The 17097-nt window shown below is 70.0% G+C and carries 17 protein-coding genes; 15 read left to right on the top strand and 2 right to left on the bottom strand.

Annotated features, from left to right (window positions below):
* The first annotated feature begins 151 nt into the window (after positions 1-151).
* The 4 genes from dop to prcA all read left to right on the top strand — a co-directional run bounded on the left by dop (position 152) and on the right by prcA (position 3918).
* Positions 152-1663, top strand: coding sequence for a depupylase/deamidase Dop (gene dop, locus ACIQ7D_RS20450; RefSeq protein WP_403939432.1), 1512 nt, complete (start codon positions 152-154; stop codon positions 1661-1663).
* A 134-nt stretch (positions 1664-1797) separates the two neighbouring features.
* Entirely contained in the window at positions 1798-2016 is a 219-nt protein-coding gene (locus tag ACIQ7D_RS20445; protein ID WP_030754525.1) for a ubiquitin-like protein Pup, read from the top strand.
* A gap of 141 nt (positions 2017-2157) precedes the next feature.
* The gene (gene prcB, locus ACIQ7D_RS20440) at positions 2158-3003 is read left to right on the top strand and encodes a proteasome subunit beta (RefSeq protein WP_403939429.1); all 846 of its coding nucleotides are present in this window, start codon (positions 2158-2160) and stop codon (positions 3001-3003) included.
* Between the two features lie 51 nt (positions 3004-3054).
* On the top strand, positions 3055-3918 hold the full coding sequence (gene prcA, locus ACIQ7D_RS20435; protein WP_403939427.1) for a proteasome subunit alpha: 864 nt from the start codon (positions 3055-3057) through the stop codon (positions 3916-3918).
* 88 nt (positions 3919-4006) lie between these two features.
* Here prcA and ACIQ7D_RS20430 read toward each other — a convergent pair whose 3' ends face one another.
* Positions 4007-5044, bottom strand: coding sequence for a LacI family DNA-binding transcriptional regulator (locus ACIQ7D_RS20430; RefSeq protein WP_403939426.1), 1038 nt, complete (start codon positions 5042-5044; stop codon positions 4007-4009).
* A gap of 129 nt (positions 5045-5173) precedes the next feature.
* Between ACIQ7D_RS20430 and ACIQ7D_RS20425 the strand changes: the two genes are divergently transcribed.
* The 11 genes from ACIQ7D_RS20425 to ACIQ7D_RS20375 all read left to right on the top strand — a co-directional run bounded on the left by ACIQ7D_RS20425 (position 5174) and on the right by ACIQ7D_RS20375 (position 16346).
* Complete coding sequence (locus ACIQ7D_RS20425; RefSeq protein ID WP_403939424.1) at positions 5174-6448, top strand: MFS transporter; 1275 nt, start codon at positions 5174-5176, stop codon at positions 6446-6448.
* Between the two features lie 9 nt (positions 6449-6457).
* Complete coding sequence (gene pafA / locus ACIQ7D_RS20420; protein WP_384999938.1) at positions 6458-7819, top strand: Pup--protein ligase; 1362 nt, start codon at positions 6458-6460, stop codon at positions 7817-7819.
* Positions 7820-7948: 129 nt separating this feature from the next.
* The gene (locus tag ACIQ7D_RS20415; RefSeq protein ID WP_403939422.1) at positions 7949-8887 is read left to right on the top strand and encodes an FKBP-type peptidyl-prolyl cis-trans isomerase; all 939 of its coding nucleotides are present in this window, start codon (positions 7949-7951) and stop codon (positions 8885-8887) included.
* Positions 8888-8932: 45 nt separating this feature from the next.
* Complete coding sequence (locus ACIQ7D_RS20410; protein WP_403939420.1) at positions 8933-9304, top strand: FKBP-type peptidyl-prolyl cis-trans isomerase; 372 nt, start codon at positions 8933-8935, stop codon at positions 9302-9304.
* A 138-nt stretch (positions 9305-9442) separates the two neighbouring features.
* Positions 9443-10399, top strand: a complete 957-nt coding sequence (locus tag ACIQ7D_RS20405; RefSeq protein ID WP_403939418.1) for a helix-turn-helix transcriptional regulator — start codon at positions 9443-9445, stop codon at positions 10397-10399.
* A 17-nt stretch (positions 10400-10416) separates the two neighbouring features.
* Positions 10417-11373, top strand: coding sequence for a helix-turn-helix transcriptional regulator (locus ACIQ7D_RS20400; protein ID WP_403939416.1), 957 nt, complete (start codon positions 10417-10419; stop codon positions 11371-11373).
* Positions 11374-11428: 55 nt separating this feature from the next.
* Positions 11429-11710, top strand: coding sequence for a hypothetical protein (locus tag ACIQ7D_RS20395; RefSeq protein WP_403939414.1), 282 nt, complete (start codon positions 11429-11431; stop codon positions 11708-11710).
* A gap of 4 nt (positions 11711-11714) precedes the next feature.
* On the top strand, positions 11715-11912 hold the full coding sequence (locus ACIQ7D_RS20390) for a hypothetical protein (RefSeq protein WP_384999921.1): 198 nt from the start codon (positions 11715-11717) through the stop codon (positions 11910-11912).
* A 215-nt stretch (positions 11913-12127) separates the two neighbouring features.
* Positions 12128-12415 carry a Sec-independent protein translocase subunit TatA gene (tatA, locus tag ACIQ7D_RS20385; RefSeq protein ID WP_403939693.1) on the top strand — a complete coding sequence of 96 codons (288 nt, stop codon included), beginning with the start codon at positions 12128-12130 and terminating at the stop codon, positions 12413-12415.
* Positions 12416-12480: 65 nt separating this feature from the next.
* On the top strand, positions 12481-13434 hold the full coding sequence (gene tatC / locus ACIQ7D_RS20380; RefSeq protein WP_403939412.1) for a twin-arginine translocase subunit TatC: 954 nt from the start codon (positions 12481-12483) through the stop codon (positions 13432-13434).
* Between the two features lie 83 nt (positions 13435-13517).
* The gene (locus ACIQ7D_RS20375) at positions 13518-16346 is read left to right on the top strand and encodes a DEAD/DEAH box helicase (RefSeq protein WP_403939410.1); all 2829 of its coding nucleotides are present in this window, start codon (positions 13518-13520) and stop codon (positions 16344-16346) included.
* A 78-nt stretch (positions 16347-16424) separates the two neighbouring features.
* Here the strand turns inward: ACIQ7D_RS20375 and ACIQ7D_RS20370 are convergent, their stop codons facing one another.
* Positions 16425-17072 (bottom strand): fasciclin domain-containing protein, encoded by a 648-nt coding sequence (locus tag ACIQ7D_RS20370; RefSeq protein ID WP_403939408.1) that lies wholly within the window; start codon positions 17070-17072, stop codon positions 16425-16427.
* Positions 17073-17097 lie beyond the last annotated feature (25 nt).

The raw sequence follows: 17097 nt of genomic DNA, 5'->3' as shown, positions 1-17097 counted from the left end.
AAATGATCTCCCCGTCGGCGCGGAGGCGTTCTAGGCTCGTTCGTACCGCCACGTCGCGCAGTGCGGGACCGGGCACCGCACACGCGTCGGAGAGAAAGCGGTACTTGAGCGCCGCTCCCGGAGGGGAGCGCCGCCGGGCAAGGAGGGCCGCATGACCGTACGGCGAGTAATGGGCATCGAGACGGAGTACGGCATCTCCGTCCCGGGCCACCCGAACGCCAATGCCATGCTCACCTCGTCCCAGATCGTCAACGCCTACGCGGCGGCGATGCACCGGGCGCGCCGCGCCCGCTGGGACTTCGAGGAGGAGAATCCGCTCCGGGACGCCCGTGGCTTCGACCTCGCCCGCGAGACGGCGGACTCCAGCCAGCTCACCGACGAGGACATCGGCCTGGCCAACGTGATCCTCACGAACGGCGCCCGGCTGTACGTGGACCACGCCCATCCGGAGTACAGCTCTCCGGAGATCACCAACCCGCGGGACGCCGTCCTGTGGGACAAGGCGGGCGAGCGCATCATGGCGGAGGCCGCCGAGCGCGCGGCGCTGCTTCCCGGCGCCCAGCCCATCCACCTGTACAAGAACAACACCGACAACAAGGGCGCGTCCTACGGCACGCACGAGAACTACCTGATGAAGCGGGAGACCCCGTTCTCGGACATCGTGCGCCATCTGACACCGTTCTTCGTCTCCCGGCAGGTCGTCACGGGCGCGGGCCGGGTCGGGATCGGCCAGGACGGCCACGAGCACGGCTTCCAGATCAGCCAGCGCGCGGACTACTTCGAGGTCGAGGTGGGGCTGGAGACGACGCTCAAGCGCCCGATCATCAACACGCGCGACGAACCGCACTCGGACGCGGAGAAGTACCGCCGGCTGCATGTGATCATCGGCGACGCGAATCTCTCGGAGATCTCCACCTATCTCAAGCTCGGCACGACCTCGCTGGTCCTCTCCATGATCGAGGACGGCTTCATCAACGTCGACCTGGCCGTGGACCAGCCGGTCCGTACGCTGCACCAGGTCTCGCACGACCCCACGCTCGGCCGGCTGGTCACGCTCCGCAGCGGCCGGACACTCACCGCCGTACAGCTCCAGATGGAGTACTACGAGCTGGCGAGAAAGTATGTCGAGGAGCGGTACGGCGCCGACGCCGACGAGCAGACCAAGGACGTGCTGGGCCGTTGGGAGGACACGCTCAACCGGCTGGAGAACGATCCGATGAGCCTCTCCGGCGAGCTGGACTGGATCACCAAGCGTGAGGTCCTGGAGGGCTACCGGCGCAGGGACGGCGTGGACTGGGACGCGGCACGGCTGCACCTCGTGGACCTCCAGTACGCCGACGTACGCCCCGAGAAGGGCCTGTACAACCGTCTGGCGGCCCGCGGCAAGATGCGGCGCCTGCTGGACGACCAGGACGTCGAGCGGGCCAGGACCAAGCCTCCTGAGGACACCAGGGCGTACTTCCGGGGCCGCTGTCTGGAGCAGTACGCAGACGACGTGGCCGCAGCCTCCTGGGACTCGGTCATCTTCGACCTGCCCGGCCGTGACTCGCTGCAGCGGGTGCCCACGCTGGAGCCGCTGCGGGGCACGCGCAACCATGTCAAGGAGCTGCTGGACCGCTGCCGCACGGCGGAGGAGCTGGTCCAGGTGCTGTCCGGAGGCTGAAACGGTTCCGGCATGGGAATGATCAGGGTGGCCCCCATGCGTTGAGGGAAGTGCGGGGCCGATGTCCGACCCTCCTTGTAGGGTCGGATCTTGAAGGTCACATCCAGCGGGGCGAACCGAGCGGGGTGAGGGTTATGGCGACCAAGGACACCGGCGGCGGACAGCAGAAGGCCACGCGTTCCACGGAGGAGACCGAGGAGCAGGCGCAGGAAGCGCAGGCATCCGAGGACCTCAAGGAGCGCCAGGAGAAGCTGTCGGACGACGTGGACTCCGTCCTCGACGAGATCGACGACGTGCTCGAAGAGAACGCCGAGGACTTCGTGCGGTCCTTCGTCCAAAAGGGCGGTCAGTAGGACCCGTTGTCCGTCCCCGGGGCCACCGGCGAAAGCCGGTCGCACCGGGGCGGATGACCGGCGACGGCGCGGGTAAGGTCCGTGCACAGACTGAAGATCGGCCCGGCCCGAGCGGGCCGCCGCCCATCCGGAAGGAAACGTGTGGAAGCCAACCCTCGTAACACCGGGCGTCTGCCGGCAGCCTTCCTGACGCCCGGCTCGTCCTCGTTCATGGATTTCCTCTCGCACCAGTCGCCGGAGATGCTGCCCGGCAAGCGTGTCCTGCCGCCCTTGCAGGGCGCCGTCGAGGCCCCGCACGGCACGACGATCGTCGCCGTGAGCTTCCCCGGCGGCGTGGTACTCGCCGGTGACCGGCGGGCCACGATGGGCAACATGATCGCCCAGCGCGACATCGAGAAGGTCTTCCCGGCCGACGAGTACTCGGCCGTGGGCATCGCGGGCACGGCCGGGCTCGCCGTGGAGATGGTCAAGCTCTTCCAGCTCGAACTGGAGCACTTCGAGAAGGTGGAAGGGGCGCAGCTCTCGCTGGAGGGCAAGGCCAACCGGCTCTCCACGATGATCCGCAGCAATCTGGCCATGGCGATGCAGGGCCTGGCCGTCGTACCGCTCTTCGCGGGGTGGGACGTGGACCGCGGTAAGGGGCGCATCTTCTCGTACGACGTGACGGGCGGCCGCTCCGAGGAGCCCGGGTACGCGTCCACGGGCTCGGGATCCATCTTCGCCCGCGGGGCGATGAAGAAGCTCTACCACGAGGAGCTGACCGAGCAGCAGGCGTGCACCCTGGTCGTCCAGGCGCTGTACGACGCGGCGGACGACGACTCGGCGACGGGCGGCCCCGACGTGGCCCGCCGGATCTACCCGATCGTCACCGTCATCACCGAAGACGGCTTCAGGAAGCTCGGCGACGACGAATCCGCCGAGATCGCCCGGTCGATCCTGGAGCGCCGGCTCGAACAGCCCGACGGCCCGCGTGCCGCGCTGCTCTGACGCCCCCTCTTCTGAACAAACATGCCACTGACAGAAAGGGACGGATAGCCGGTGTCGACGCCGTTCTATGTCTCACCCCAGCAGGCCATGGCCGACCGGGCGGAATACGCCCGCAAGGGCATCGCCCGCGGTCGCAGCCTGGTAGTGCTCCAGTACGCCGACGGCATTGTCTTCGTCGGTGAGAACCCGTCCCGCGCGCTTCACAAGTTCAGCGAGATCTACGACCGGATCGGCTTCGCAGCCGCCGGCAAGTACAACGAGTACGAGAATCTGCGCATCGGCGGTGTCCGCTACGCGGATCTGCGCGGATACACCTACGACCGTGACGATGTGACGGCCCGCGGACTCGCCAACGTCTACGCCCAGACGCTCGGCACGATCTTCTCCAGCTCCGCCGAGAAGCCCTACGAGGTCGAGCTGGTCGTCGCCGAGGTGGGCGCCACGGCGGACGGGGACCAGATCTACCGGCTGCCGCACGACGGCTCGATCGTCGACGAGCACGGCTCGGTCGCGGTCGGCGGCAGTTCCGAGCAGATCAGCACCTTCCTCGACCAGCGGCACCGCGACGGCATGTCGCTCGCCGAGGCGCTGAAGCTGGCCGTACAGGCGCTGTCCCGGGACACCAACGGCGGCGAGCGGGAGATTCCCGCCGAGCGGCTGGAAGTGGCCGTCCTGGACCGTACGAGACCGCAGCAGCGCAAGTTCAAGCGGATCGTCGGCCGGCAGCTCTCCCGCCTGCTGGAGGCGGACGGAGCGGCCTCCACCCCGACGGACGCCCCGTCGGACACGGAGGAGCCCGGCGGCGCGACCGCGCTCCCGGCGGACGACACTCCGGACGCCGGCACTCCGGCCACGGACGTCTCCGGCAAGCCGGACGTCTCCGACAAGCCGGACGACGACACCGGCAAGAAGTAGCCGCCCCGCCCGTGCCCCGGACCGCCCACGCGCTCCGGGGCACAGGCACGCCAGGGGCGCGTGCGGTTCTCTGCCCAGGCCCCGGCTCTCACTCTCCGGCGGCGGCGGGCGGTGCCGGTGCCGTGGAGCCCCGGACCACCAGCGTGACCGGCAGGTCGCCGGTCTCCGGCCGCCGCCCGTCCAGGACACGTAGCAGCGCCGTCATCCCGCGCCGTCCCACCTGCTCCGCGGGCAGCCGTACGGTGGTCAGCTCCGGCTCCACCGCCCGCGCCAGGGCCAGATCGTCGAAGCCGGTGACGGAGATGTCCTCGGGGACGCGCAGCCCGAGCCGCCGTACGGCCTTGCAGGCCCCCGCGGCCAGGACGTCGCCGTCGCAGACCAGGGCCGTGGGCCGGGGCCCCGGCGCCGCGAGGGCCCGCTCGGCGGCCTCCCGGCCCGCGTCGACCTCCAGGGGCGCGGAGACCGTCCGTACGATCGCGTCCGGCACGTCCCGTACCGCCGCGGCGATGGCCTCGGCCCGTACCCGGAAGGTCCAGGAGTCGACGGCGGACGCGAGATGGACCAGCCGCCGGTGGCCGAGGCCGAGAAGGTGCTCCGTCACCCGGCGCATGCCGTCGGCGATGGCGACATTCACCCGGGCGGCGGCTCCCGGCGCCTCCGGATCGCTGTCGAGCATCACCAGCGGCAGATCGGCGCCGTCCGTACCGCTGATCGCGTCGAGCGCGGCGGTCGCCATCGAGGAGGCGATCACCCCGTCGAGCGCGGCCCGCGCCGAGGCGAACGGGTCCCTGGCGGGGCCCATCCCCTCGGGCGAGGGGTACAGGACCACCCCGAAGCCGTGCTCGGCGGCGACCTCGGCCGCGCCGGTGTAGACCCGGGCGAAGAAGTCGTTGGTCAGCGCGGGCACCACCAGGAGCGCCGTCCTGGTGGTGCCCATACGCAGATTGCGGGCGGCGAGATTGGGCCGGTAGCCCAGGGCGCGCGCCGCCTCCCTGACGAGCCCGGCGGTCCGCTCCGAGACCCTGCCCCGCCACTTGTCGCCGAGGACCAGGGAGACCGTGGCCTGGGAGACGCCCGCGGCCCGGGCCACGTCCCTGCTGGTGGGCCTGGCCGAATGTTCTGTCATGACTGCCGTTCTCCGACGCGGGCGGGAATCGCGGTGGACCCGCGTACTGGGCACATGGTACGTATGGGCCAAGGCGTTATACGTAAAACCCGGCGCGCCGGGAAACGGGGAGACAGGGAGAGGCGGGCCATGGCCGCTGGAGCCACCGGGTACGCAGACATCATCAAGGCGCCGCACGCCGCGCGGCTGCTCACCGGCACACTCGTGGGGCGGCTGCCGAACGCCACCGCCCCCATCGCGATCGTCCTGCTCGTCCGGGCGGGCGGCGGCAGCTACAGCCTCGCCGGAGCCCTCGCGGCCGTCTACGGCATCGGCAACGCCGTGGGGCAGCCGCTGCTCGGCCGCGCCGTGGACCTGTACGGGCAGCCCCGTGTCCAGCTCCCCGCCGCGCTCGTGTCTGCCCTGGGCGCCGTGCTGCTCGTCGTCGCGGGCGCCGGCGGCGACAGCCCGGTGCCCGCGTACACCGGCGTGGCGGTCGCAGGGCTCTTCACACCGCCCCTGGAGGGCGGGCTGCGGGCACTGTGGCCCAGTGTCCTGGGCGCCGAGGAGCGGGTGCACCGGGCGTACGCCATGGACGCGATCGCCCAGGATGTCATGTTCACGGTCGGCCCCCTGCTCGTCACCCTGTTCGTCGCGCTCTGGTCACCGGCCGCCGCGCTCCTCGCCCTCAACGCGATCGGTGTGCTCGGCGCGCTCTCCGTCGTCCTGTCCGAGCCCTCCCGCGCCTGGCGCTCGGCGCCCCGCGAGGCGCACTGGCTCGGTGCCCTGCGCTCGCCGGGACTGCTCGCCCTGCTGGGCGCGTTCCTCTTCATCGGGATGGCCCTCGGCTCCATCACGGTCGCGGGGGTCGCGTACGCCGACGACCAGGGCCGCGAGTCCGTCTACGGCTGGCTGATGGCCGCCCTGGGCCTGGGCGCGCTGGTGGGCGGACTCGTGTACGGCGCCCGGCGGTGGACGAACACCCCCGAACGCCGGCTGCTCTCCATCACCGCCCTGCTCGCCCTCTGCTACCTGCCGCTGACGCTCACCCCCGGCGTTCTCGCGATGACCGGGCTCGCCGCGCTCGCCGGTGTCTTCCTCGCGCCGGCGATCGCCTGCGCCTTCATCGTCGTGGACCGGCACGCGCCGCGCGGCACCGTCACTGAGGCGTTCTCCTGGCTCGTGACGACCTTCGGCGTCGGCGCCGCGCTCGGAACGGCCGCGGCGGGCCCGGCCGTCGAACTGGGCGGCACGTCGGCGAGCTTCGGGGTGGCGGGGGCCGCGGGCACCGCCGCGCTGCTGGTCCTGCTGGCCACACAGCGGGTCCTCGCACGTCCCGGCGGTGCGCCCGACTCCACCGTTCCGACGGAAAATGATCCAAGCGGTGCGGTCGAACCCGGTTTCAGCTCAGGTCATCAGGCGTAATGTTCAGACATGGACCGCCGCATTTTCGGGCTGGAGAACGAGTACGGCGTCACGTGCACGTTCAGGGGACAGCGCCGACTGTCACCTGACGAAGTGGCGCGCTACCTCTTCCGCCGTGTTGTGTCATGGGGCCGCAGCAGCAATGTCTTCCTGCGGAACGGCGCCCGCCTCTACCTCGACGTGGGATCGCATCCGGAATACGCGACACCCGAATGCGACAACGTGACCGAACTGGTCACGCACGACAAGGCCGGCGAGCGCATTCTCGAAGGCCTGCTCGTCGACGCCGAACGCCGCCTGCACGAGGAGGGAATCGCGGGCGACGTCTATCTCTTCAAGAACAACACCGACTCGGCGGGAAACTCCTACGGCTGCCACGAGAATTACCTCGTCGCCCGCCACGGAGAGTTCTCCCGGCTCGCGGACATTCTCATCCCCTTCCTCGTCACCCGTCAGCTCCTGTGCGGCGCGGGCAAGGTGCTCCAGACGCCGCGGGGCGCCGTCTACTGCGTCAGCCAGCGCGCCGAGCACATCTGGGAGGGTGTCAGCTCGGCGACGACCCGCTCCCGTCCGATCATCAACACCCGGGACGAGCCGCACGCCGACGCGGAGCGCTACCGCCGGCTCCATGTCATCGTCGGCGACTCGAACATGTCCGAGACGACCATGCTGCTCAAGGTCGGCGCCACCGATCTCGTGCTGCGCATGATCGAGGCGGGCACGGTGATGCGCGACCTCACCCTGGAGAACCCGATCAGGGCGATCCGCGAGGTCAGCCATGACCTCACCGGCCAGCGCAAGGTGCGGCTCGCGAGCGGCCGGGAGGCCTCCGCCCTGGAGGTCCAGCGGGAGTACTACGAGAAGGCCGTGGACTTCGTGGACCGCCGCGGCATCCGAACCGGCACCGTGGAGCAGGTCCTCGAACTGTGGGGCCGTACGCTCGACGCGATCGAGTCCGAGGACCTCGACCGGATCTCCACGGAGATCGACTGGGTCATGAAGTACCAGCTCATCGAGCGGTACCGGGCCAAGCACAATATGACCATGTCGCATCCCCGGGTCGCGCAGATAGACCTCGCCTACCACGACATCCACCGTCGCCGCGGGCTCTATTACCTGCTGGAGAAGAAGGGGCAGGCCGCCCGTATCTGCAACGACATGAAGATCTTCGAAGGCAAGTCGGTGCCTCCGCAGACCACCCGGGCCCGGCTGCGCGGCGATTTCATCCGCCGCGCCCAGGAGCAGCGCAGGGACTTCACGGTCGACTGGGTCCATCTCAAGCTCAATGACCAGGCACAGCGCACGGTGCTCTGCAAAGACCCGTTCCGGTCGGTGGACGAACGGGTGGAAAAGCTCATCGCCGGTATGTGAGCGTTTCTGTCAACGGCCGGCTGACATGCATGGGTGGAATGCGGCCCGGGCCCCGTACGTATCGCGTACGGGGCCCGTGTCACGCCCTACAGTGGGCAGCTACTGTGCCGTCTGAGATCTGAGGAACACGTGCGCCGACTTGCCGGCCTGATCGTCGTCCCCCTGCTGCTGTTGTCGACAGCGGCCTGCGGTGGCGACGGAGGCTCCGACTCCACCTCGTCCAAGAACGGACTCCCCGCGATCAGCGAGGGCGCCAAGTTCGGACAGAAGCCGACCCTCGACAAGGGGGAGGGGGATCCGCCGAAGAAGCTGACGGTCGATGTCCTCAAGGAGGGTGACGGCGCGAAGGTCGTGAAGGGCGACGCGATCCAGGTCAACTACCTCGGCCAGACCTGGGACTCGGCCAAGCCCTTCGACAACAGCTTCGACCGGAAGCAGCCGTTCGATCTGACGGTCGGCGCCGGGATGGTCATCAAGGGCTGGGACCAGGGTCTCGAAGGCCAGAAGGTCGGCAGCCGCGTCGAGCTGGGGATCCCCCCGGAGCTGGGCTACGGCTCCCAGGGGCAGGGCGACATCAAGCCCAACTCCACACTGGTCTTCGTCGTCGACATCCTGAAGGCCACCAAGGTCCCCACCTCCGCCAAGGGCACCGCGGTCCCGCAGGACGACAAGGCGCTGCCGCAGGTCGGCACGAACGACGACGGCAAGGAGCCTGAGGTCACCATCCCCAAGGGGACCGACCCGCCGAAGAAGCTGGTCTCCGACTACGTGCTGGAGAGCAAGGGCGATGTGGTCAAGGACACCGACACCGTCGTGCTGAACTACTCGGCGTACCTCTGGAAGGACGCCAAGCAGTTCGACAGCACGTACAAGACGGGCCGCACCACGACCTTCCCGCTGCCGCAGCTCACGCTGAAGGGCCTCAAGACGGGCATCGTCGGCAAGAAGGTGGGCAGCAGGGTCCTGATCGTGATCCCGCCGGACCAGGCCTTCGGAGCCCAGGAGCAGCAGGGGATCCCGAAGAACTCCACGCTGGTCTTCGCCGTGGACATCCTCTCGAAGGTGTAAGACTGTCCCGGTTGTACCGTTCATCATTTTGAGGAGCAGTTTCACGTGAGCATCGAGAAGCCCGAGATCGACTTCCCGGGTGGCGAGCCGCCGGCCGACCTGGAGATCAAGGACATCTGGGAGGGCGACGGCGAGGTCGCCACGTCGGGCGCCAATGTCCAGGTCCACTACGTCGGTGTGGCCTTCTCCACCGGCGAGGAGTTCGACTCCTCCTGGAACCGCGGCGCTCCGCTTCCGTTCAGGCTCGGTGCCGGCCAGGTCATCGCCGGCTGGGACAAGGGCGTGCAGGGCATGAGGGTCGGCGGACGCCGTCAGCTCACCATCCCGCCGCACCTCGCGTACGGCGACCGCGGCGCGGGTGGCCGCATCGGCCCGGGTGAGACGCTGATCTTCGTCTGCGATCTGGTCTCCGTCTGATACGGAACGGTCCGGCCCGAGCCGGGTTCACCGAGGGTCCATGCCGTACGGCATGGACCCTCGGCTTTGCCGCGACACCCCGGGACGGTACGGTCAGCGGGCGGAGGCGGCACGATCAACGAGGGGTGCGAGGCGTCGATGGCCATTGCCAAGGCCGAGCGGCTGATGAATCTGGCGCTGTGTCTGCTCGGGACCCGGCGGCCGCTCAGCAAGCGCGAGCTGCGCGGCTCCATCGAGGCGTACCTGGAAGCCGGCACCGACGAATCCTTCAACCGGATGTTCGAGCGGGACAAGGACGACCTTCGCGAACTCGGCCTGGTCATCGAGACGGTCGAGAACCTCGACGGCGACACCGGCTATCTGGCCCGCCGCGACAGCAACCGGCTGCCCGCCATCACCCTCGACGCCGAGGAGGCCGCGGCCCTCGGCCTGGCCGCCAAGGTCTGGCAGCAGGCACGGCTGGCCGGCGCTGCGAGCGGCGCCCTCCAGAAGCTGCGCGCCGCCGGGATGCCCGAGGCCGAGGACAGCTACGAGGCACACCACGGCGCCCTCGAACCCCGTATCCCCGTCCACGAGGCCGCCTTCGAGCCGCTGATGCTCGCCTGCCGCGACCGGCGCCCCGTCTCCTTCGACTACCGCAAGGCCAACGCCGCCCGCGCCGAACAGCGCCAGGTCGAGCCCTGGACGCTGGAGTGCTGGCGCGGACACTGGTATCTGGCCGGCTGGGACCGCGACCGCGGCGCCGAGCGGGTCTTCAGGCTCTCCCGGATCACCGGCCGGGTCCGCTCGCGCGTCGGTACGTTCCGCGCGCCCGTGCCCGATGTGGTGACCGTACGCGAGACCGTGGAGAGCTGGGCGGGGGAGACCGCGACCCGCTCCGCGCTGATCAGACTCCGCTCCGGCTGCGGCTACCCGCTGCGCTCCCGGGCGCTGTCGACCCGGGCCGTGGCCGACGGCTGGGACGAGCTGGAGATCCCGTACGGACACGGCCTGGACGCCTGGCTGGTGGAGTTCGGCCCGGACGTCGTCGTACTGGAGCCCGCGGATCTGCGGGCCGACGTCCTGGACCGGCTGCGCGCCGTGGCCAAGGGCTGAGGGGGAGCGGACACATCGTGGCAGCCAACGCGATCGACCAGACCCGGCGGATGCTCTCGCTGGTGACCTATCTGCGGGAGCGCCCGGGAGCCCATGTCGGCGACGTGGCCCGCGCGTTCGGGATCAGCGAGGACGAGCTGATCTCCGACCTCGATGTCCTGCCCATGTGCGGGACGAGCTTCCGTGGCGGGGACCTGCTGGACATCGACACCGACGGCGACCGGATCTGGTGGCACAACCCCGACGATGTCGCCGAGCCGCTGCGGCTCGCCGCCGACGAGGCCACGGCGCTGCTCGTCGCGGCCCGCGCGGTCGCCACCCTGCCGGGGCTGCGCGAGGGCGACCGGCAGGCGCTGCTGCGCGCCACCGCCAAGCTGGAGGCCGCGGCCGGTGAGGCGGCGGGCGCCAGCTCCCGGCTCTCGGTGACCTTCGAGTCCGAGGGCGGCGTCTTCGCGGAGGTCGACCGGGCCATCTCCGAGCGGCGCAGGCTGTGGCTGCGCTACTACTCCCCGGCGCGAGACGAGCTGACCGAGCGCGAGGTCGACCCCATCCGGCTCTTCGCCGTGGGCCACACCTACATGGAGGCCTGGTGCCGGCTCTCCGAGGCGCGGCGTACGTTCCGGCTCGACCGGGTGGCCGAGATCAGGCTGCTGGACGCCCCGGCCGCGCCCCCGGAGCTGGAGCTGCGGGATCTGTCGGAGGGGCTGGTGCAGCCGTCCGCCGAGGACCCCGAGGTGATCGTCGAGGTGGGCCCCGGCGGCCGGTGGGTCGCCGAGTACTACCCGCACGACAGCGCGGTGGAACTGCCCGACGGCGGACTGCGCATCACACTGCGGACCCCGGTTCCGGCCTCGCTGCGGCGGCTCGCGCTGCGGCTCGGCGGCGACGGGCGGATCGTCGCCCCGCCGGAGCTGGCGGACAGCGCGCGGCGGGCCGCCGCCGAGGCACTGGCGGCATACGAGACCCGCGGATGACAGGCGGCCGGTGACCGCACGGGCGAGACGACTGAGGACAAGGAGAAACGGAAATATGTCGGCAATGTCTGGGCCCTCCGGTTTTTCGACGGTAGTCCCGGTCCTCTTCAGAGCGGCCTGTCCCGAATGCCGGGCCGCCTTCGAACTGTCGGCGGGCGCGCTGCGCCTGGCGATCGGGGCCAGCCGGCGCACCACCTTCTACTCCTTCGTCTGTCCCGAGTGCGAGGCCCCGGTCCGCAAGCCCGCGGGGGAACGCATCATCGAACTCCTCACGGGCGGCGGGGTGCGGACGATGCGTCTGCACTCCACGCTCCAGGACCTGCCGGGGACGGTCTAATACCATGCTCTGGCCCATGATCGCCATCGCCCTGGGTTTTCTCGGGATCGCCGTGCTCGGCGTCCTGGCCGTCCGGGTCTTCCTCGAAGCCCGGCGGCTCGGCCGCCAGGTCGCCGCCACCACGGAACGGATCAACCTCGCCGCCGAGGACCTGGAACGGGCCGCGACGCGGCTCGCCGCCACCGGTGACGCCCTGCGGTAGTCCACACGCCCCCTGCTCAGGGCGGTTCATGCGAGGTACGCTGCACGACGTGGCCCAGGTAGCGAGGCGCGGGCCGCGCGCTTGAAGTACGCACGGGGATTGCTCTGTGTTCACCCCCGCGCGTTACGATCGCTGGGCAACTTGTCGGACACAAGTCCGGCCCTATCCACGCAGGCCCGTTCCGTGCCGCCTCGGTGAGAAGGTAAAGACTTATGCTGTTCGGAAAGATCGGTGCCCCCGAGATCATTCTCATTCTCGTCGTGGTCATTCTCCTGTTCGGCGCGAAGAAGCTTCCCGACATGGCGCGTTCGCTCGGCAAGTCGGCCCGCATTCTCAAGAGCGAGGCCAAGGCCATGAAGTCCGAGGGACAGCAGACCGCCCCGGCCGAGCCGCCGAACGACCCCGCTCAGGACCAGACCCCGCCCCGTACGATCCAGGCCTTCCCCGGTGATGTGACGAGCGCGCGCCCGGTGAGCGAGCCGACGGACTCGACCAAGCGCTGACACCACCTGGGCCGGAGCGGGCACTGCCATGAGGGGCGGCCCGCCGCACGAGATGAGGACGTGGGTTGCTGAAGTCCGCCCGTAAGAAGGAGACGGACCCCGAGGGGCGGATGCCACTGGTCGAGCATCTGCGCGAGCTGCGCAACCGGCTCGTCAAGGCGCTCATCGGCATCGTCGTCGTGACCATCGTCGCGGCTTTCTCCTACAAGGAGATCATCGAGTTCTTCACGAACCCGGTGCTGCAGTCCGTCGGATGCGACGCGAGCTTCGCCGACCTCGCCCAGCGCAGGGATGGCACCTGCGCGCGGATCGTCCTCAACGGCCTGATCACGCCCTTCACCCTCGCCCTCAAGGTCTCCCTGATGGCCGGCGTCGTGCTCTCCTCGCCGGTCTGGCTCTACCAGCTCTGGGCGTTCATCGCGCCGGGGCTCCACAAGAACGAGAAGAAGTACTCCCTCGGCTTCGTCGCCGCGGGCTTCCCGCTCTTCCTGGCCGGTGGCTTCTTCGCGTACAAGACGCTCCCCACCATGGCGCGGGTCCTCCTGGAGTTCTCGCCCGCCGATCTGGACAACCAGCTCCCGCTCGACGATCTGCTCGATCTGATCACCCGCATGGTGGTCGTCTTCGGCCTCGCCTTCGAACTGCCGCTCCTCCTCGTGATGCTCAACCTCGGCGGAGTGCTCAGCGGCAAGCGGATGGCCGGCTGGTGGCGCGGCATGATCCTCGGCATCACGATCTTCGCGGCGGTCGCCACCCCGAGCACCGACCCGCTCTCCATGCTCGCCCTGGCCGTGCCGATCTGGGTGCTGTACTTCTTCGCCACGGGGATCTCCCTGCTCAACGACCGGCGCAAGGCGGCCCGTATCGCGGCGGGACCCGGCGACGACGAGGCGTCGGACCTGGACCTGACGCCGGAGGACATCGGCGAGATCGAACCCGTGGCGTCCCGGCCCGCGCTGCCGGAACAGTCCGACGGCACCCGGAACAACCGGGTGAACGGGTACGACGACATCACCTGACCGGCAGGGGCGGAGCGGTGCCGCCCAAAGACGATTAAAGATCGGGCTGACTGTCAGAGGGGGCGGGTAGGCTCGACCGCAAGATGACAGAGGACCTCTCACCAGCCGAGCGGTACGCCGCAGCCCGGATCCGCGCCGCCGACCGGGCCACGGCGCTGGCGCCCTTCCGCGAGATGTACGAATTCGGCCTGGACCCCTTCCAGATCGAGGCATGCCAGGCCCTGGAGGCCGGGAAGGGCGTACTGGTCGCGGCGCCCACCGGCTCCGGCAAGACGATCGTCGGCGAGTTCGCCGTGCACCTGGCCCTGGCCGAGGGCCGTAAATGCTTCTACACGACCCCGATCAAGGCCCTCTCCAACCAGAAGTACGCCGATCTCGCCAAGCGGTACGGAGCCGGCAAGGTCGGCCTGCTCACCGGCGACAACAGTGTGAACGCGGACGCGCCGGTGGTCGTCATGACCACCGAGGTCCTGCGCAACATGCTCTACGCGAACTCGCAGGCGCTCGTCGGGCTCGGCTATGTGGTGATGGACGAGGTCCACTACCTCTCCGACCGCTTCCGCGGCGCGGTCTGGGAAGAGGTGATCATCCACCTGCCGGCCTCCGTCACCCTGGTCTCGCTCTCGGCCACCGTGTCGAACGCCGAGGAGTTCGGTGACTGGCTGGACACCGTACGGGGCGACACCGAAGTGATCGTCTCCGAGCAGCGCCCCGTACCGCTGTGGCAGCACGTGATGGCCGGCCGCCGGATGTACGACCTCTTCGAGGAGGAGACCGACCACGGCGGCCGGGGTGTCGCCAAGCGCGAGGTCAGCCCGGACCTCGTCCGGCTGGCCCGGATGGAGAACCAGCGCACGTACAACCCGCGCGACCGCCGCCGGGGCAAGATGGTCCGCGAGGCGGACCGGGAGCGCGAGCGCCGCCAGCGCAGCCGCATCTGGACACCGGGCCGGCCCGAGGTCATCGAGCGGCTGGACGCGGAGGGGCTGCTCCCCGCGATCACCTTCATCTTCAGCCGGGCCGGCTGCGAGGCCGCCGTACAGCAGTGCATGTACGCGGGCCTGCGGCTCAACACCGACGAGGCGCGCCGCCGGGTCCGGGAGATCGTCGAGGAGCGTACGGCCTCCATCCCCGGCGAGGATCTGCACGTCCTCGGCTACTACGAGTTCCTGGAAGGCCTGGAGCGGGGCATCGCCGCGCACCACGCGGGCATGCTGCCCACCTTCAAGGAGATCGTGGAGGAGCTGTTCGTCCGCGGTCTGGTCAAGGCCGTCTTCGCCACGGAGACACTGGCCCTCGGCATCAACATGCCGGCCAGGTCCGTGGTGCTGGAGAAGCTCGTCAAGTGGAACGGCGAGCAGCACGCCGACATCACCCCCGGCGAGTACACCCAGCTCACCGGGCGGGCCGGGCGCCGGGGCATCGATGTCGAGGGCCACGCGGTGGTGCTCTGGCAGCGTGGCATGGACCCGGGCGCGCTCGCCGGGCTCGCCGGGACGCGTACGTATCCGCTCCGCTCCAGCTTCCGGCCCTCGTACAACATGGCCGTCAACCTCGTACAGCAGTTCGGCCGGCATCGCTCGCGCGAGCTGCTGGAGACCTCCTTCGCCCAGTTCCAGGCCGACAGGTCCGTCGTCGGGATCTCCCGGCAGGTCCAGCGCAACGAGGAGGGGCTGGACGGATACCGGGCGGGCATGACCTGCCACCTCGGGGACTTCGAGGAGTACGCGCGGATGCGCCGCGACCTCAAGGACCGCGAGACGGAGCTGGCCAAGCAGGGCGCGGCGCAGCGCAGGGCCGCCGCGGCGTCCTCGCTGGAGCGGCTGAAGCCGGGCGATGTCATCCATGTGCCGACGGGCAAGTTCGCGGGCCTCGCGCTCGTCCTGGAGCCGGGGCTGCCCGCGGGACGCGCCAATGGACACCGCGGCTTCGACTACCAGGAAGGCCCGAGGCCGCTCGTCCTGACCGCGGAGCGCCAGGTCAAGCGGCTGGCGGCGATGGACTTCCCGGTGCCGGTGGAGGCGCTGGAGCGGATGCGCATCCCCAAGTCGTTCAACGCGCGCTCGCCGCAGTCGCGCCGCGACCTGGCGTCCGCGCTGCGCACGAAGGCCGGACACATCGTGCCCGAACGGCACCGCAAGCAGCGGGCGGCGGCCGCCGACGACCGGGAGATCTCCCGGCTCCGTACGGAGCTGCGCGCCCACCCGTGCCACGGCTGCGACGAGCGCGAGGACCACGCCCGCTGGGCCGAGCGCTACCACCGGCTCCAGCGGGACACCCGCCAGTTGGAGCGCAGGATCGAGGGCCGGACGAACACCATCGCCCGTACCTTCGACCGGATCGTCGCGCTCCTGACCGAGCTGGACTATCTGCGCGCCGACGAGGTCACCGAACACGGCAAGCGGCTGGCCAGGCTCTACGGTGAGCTGGACCTCCTCGCCAGCGAATGCCTGCGGGACAGGGTCTGGGAGGGACTCTCCCCGGCCGAGCTGGCCGCCTGTGTCTCCGCCCTGGTCTACGAGGCCCGGCAGGCTGACGACGCGGTGGCGCCGAAGCTCCCTGCGGGCGACGCGAAGACCGCGCTGGGCGAGATGGTCCGTATCTGGGGCCGGCTCGACGCCCTGGAGGAAGATCTGAAGATCAGCCAGACGGAGGGCGTGGGCCAGCGCGAGCCGGACCTCGGTTTCGCCTGGCCGGTCCATATGTGGGCCTCCGGCAAGGGTCTTGACGAGGTCCTGCGCGAGGCGGAGATGCCGGCCGGTGACTTCGTGCGCTGGTGCAAGCAGGTCATCGACGTCCTCGGCCAGATCGCGGCGGCTGCCCCCCGCGAGAACAGCACGGTCGCGAAGAACGCCCGCAAGGCGGTCGACGCGGTGCGCCGCGGAGTGGTGGCGTACAGCTCGGTCGGCTGACAGCGGAGCGACCACGGGCCCGCACCCCCTCCCGGGGGCGCGGGCCCGCGCCATGCCTGCCGTTCGACAGGGATCGGGTCACATCTTCGGCATCAGGACCGTGTCGACGATGTGGACCGTGGCGTTGGCGGTCGGGACATTGCCGCAGACGACCTTCGACGAGCCGTTCACGGTGTAGGACCCGCCCGAACCGGCCGTGGTCAGCGTGGACTTCTCCAGGGTCGGGAAGGTGCCGCTCTCCAGCTCCTTCGGAGCCAGCTTCTCGCCCACGACGTGGTACGTGAGGATCTTGGTCAGCATGGCCTTGTCGGCGAGGACCTTGTCCAGCTCGGCCTTGGGGATCTTGGCGAACGCCTCGTTGGTCGGCGCGAAGACGGTGATGTCCTTGGCGTTGTTCAGGGTGTCGACCAGACCGGCCTCCTTCACCGCCGTGACCAGGGTGGAGAGGTCGGGGTTGTTCGACGCGGCGGTGGCCACCGGGTCCTTCGACATGCCGTCGAAGGAGCCCGCGCCGGACTTCGGCACCGATCCACACGCCGTGCCGAAGGGCTGGTCGCCGGTGCCCGCCGCGTTGTCCGCCGGGGTCTCGGCCGTCTCGGTGGCTGCGGAGGAGGCCGGGGAACCGCTGTCCTTGCCGGTGCCGCCGGAGCAGGCCGTGAGGGCGAGCGGCAGTACGGCTCCACCGGCGACGGCGAGGGCGGCGCGCTGGAAACGGGTGGCGTTCATGGGGGATCTCCTTGGGAAAGGCGGT

The organism is Streptomyces sp. NPDC096310, assembly GCF_044763125.1.
GTDB lineage: Bacteria > Actinomycetota > Actinomycetes > Streptomycetales > Streptomycetaceae > Streptomyces.
This window is presented reverse-complemented; position numbering and strand designations above follow the sequence as displayed.

What these genes read in the sequence shown, in the direction of transcription:
- dop (WP_403939432.1), top strand. Translation starts at nt 152, where the DNA reads ATGACCGTACGGCGAGTAATGGGCATCGAGACGGAGTACGGCATCTCC.
- ACIQ7D_RS20445 (WP_030754525.1), top strand. Translation starts at nt 1,798, where the DNA reads ATGGCGACCAAGGACACCGGCGGCGGACAGCAGAAGGCCACGCGTTCC.
- ACIQ7D_RS20430 (WP_403939426.1), bottom strand. Translation starts at nt 5,044, where the DNA reads ATGACAGAACATTCGGCCAGGCCCACCAGCAGGGACGTGGCCCGGGCC.
- ACIQ7D_RS20425 (WP_403939424.1), top strand. Translation starts at nt 5,174, where the DNA reads ATGGCCGCTGGAGCCACCGGGTACGCAGACATCATCAAGGCGCCGCAC.
- pafA (WP_384999938.1), top strand. Translation starts at nt 6,458, where the DNA reads ATGGACCGCCGCATTTTCGGGCTGGAGAACGAGTACGGCGTCACGTGC.
- ACIQ7D_RS20405 (WP_403939418.1), top strand. Translation starts at nt 9,443, where the DNA reads ATGGCCATTGCCAAGGCCGAGCGGCTGATGAATCTGGCGCTGTGTCTG.
- ACIQ7D_RS20395 (WP_403939414.1), top strand. Translation starts at nt 11,429, where the DNA reads ATGTCGGCAATGTCTGGGCCCTCCGGTTTTTCGACGGTAGTCCCGGTC.
- ACIQ7D_RS20390 (WP_384999921.1), top strand. Translation starts at nt 11,715, where the DNA reads ATGCTCTGGCCCATGATCGCCATCGCCCTGGGTTTTCTCGGGATCGCC.
- ACIQ7D_RS20375 (WP_403939410.1), top strand. Translation starts at nt 13,518, where the DNA reads ATGACAGAGGACCTCTCACCAGCCGAGCGGTACGCCGCAGCCCGGATC.
- ACIQ7D_RS20370 (WP_403939408.1), bottom strand. Translation starts at nt 17,072, where the DNA reads ATGAACGCCACCCGTTTCCAGCGCGCCGCCCTCGCCGTCGCCGGTGGA.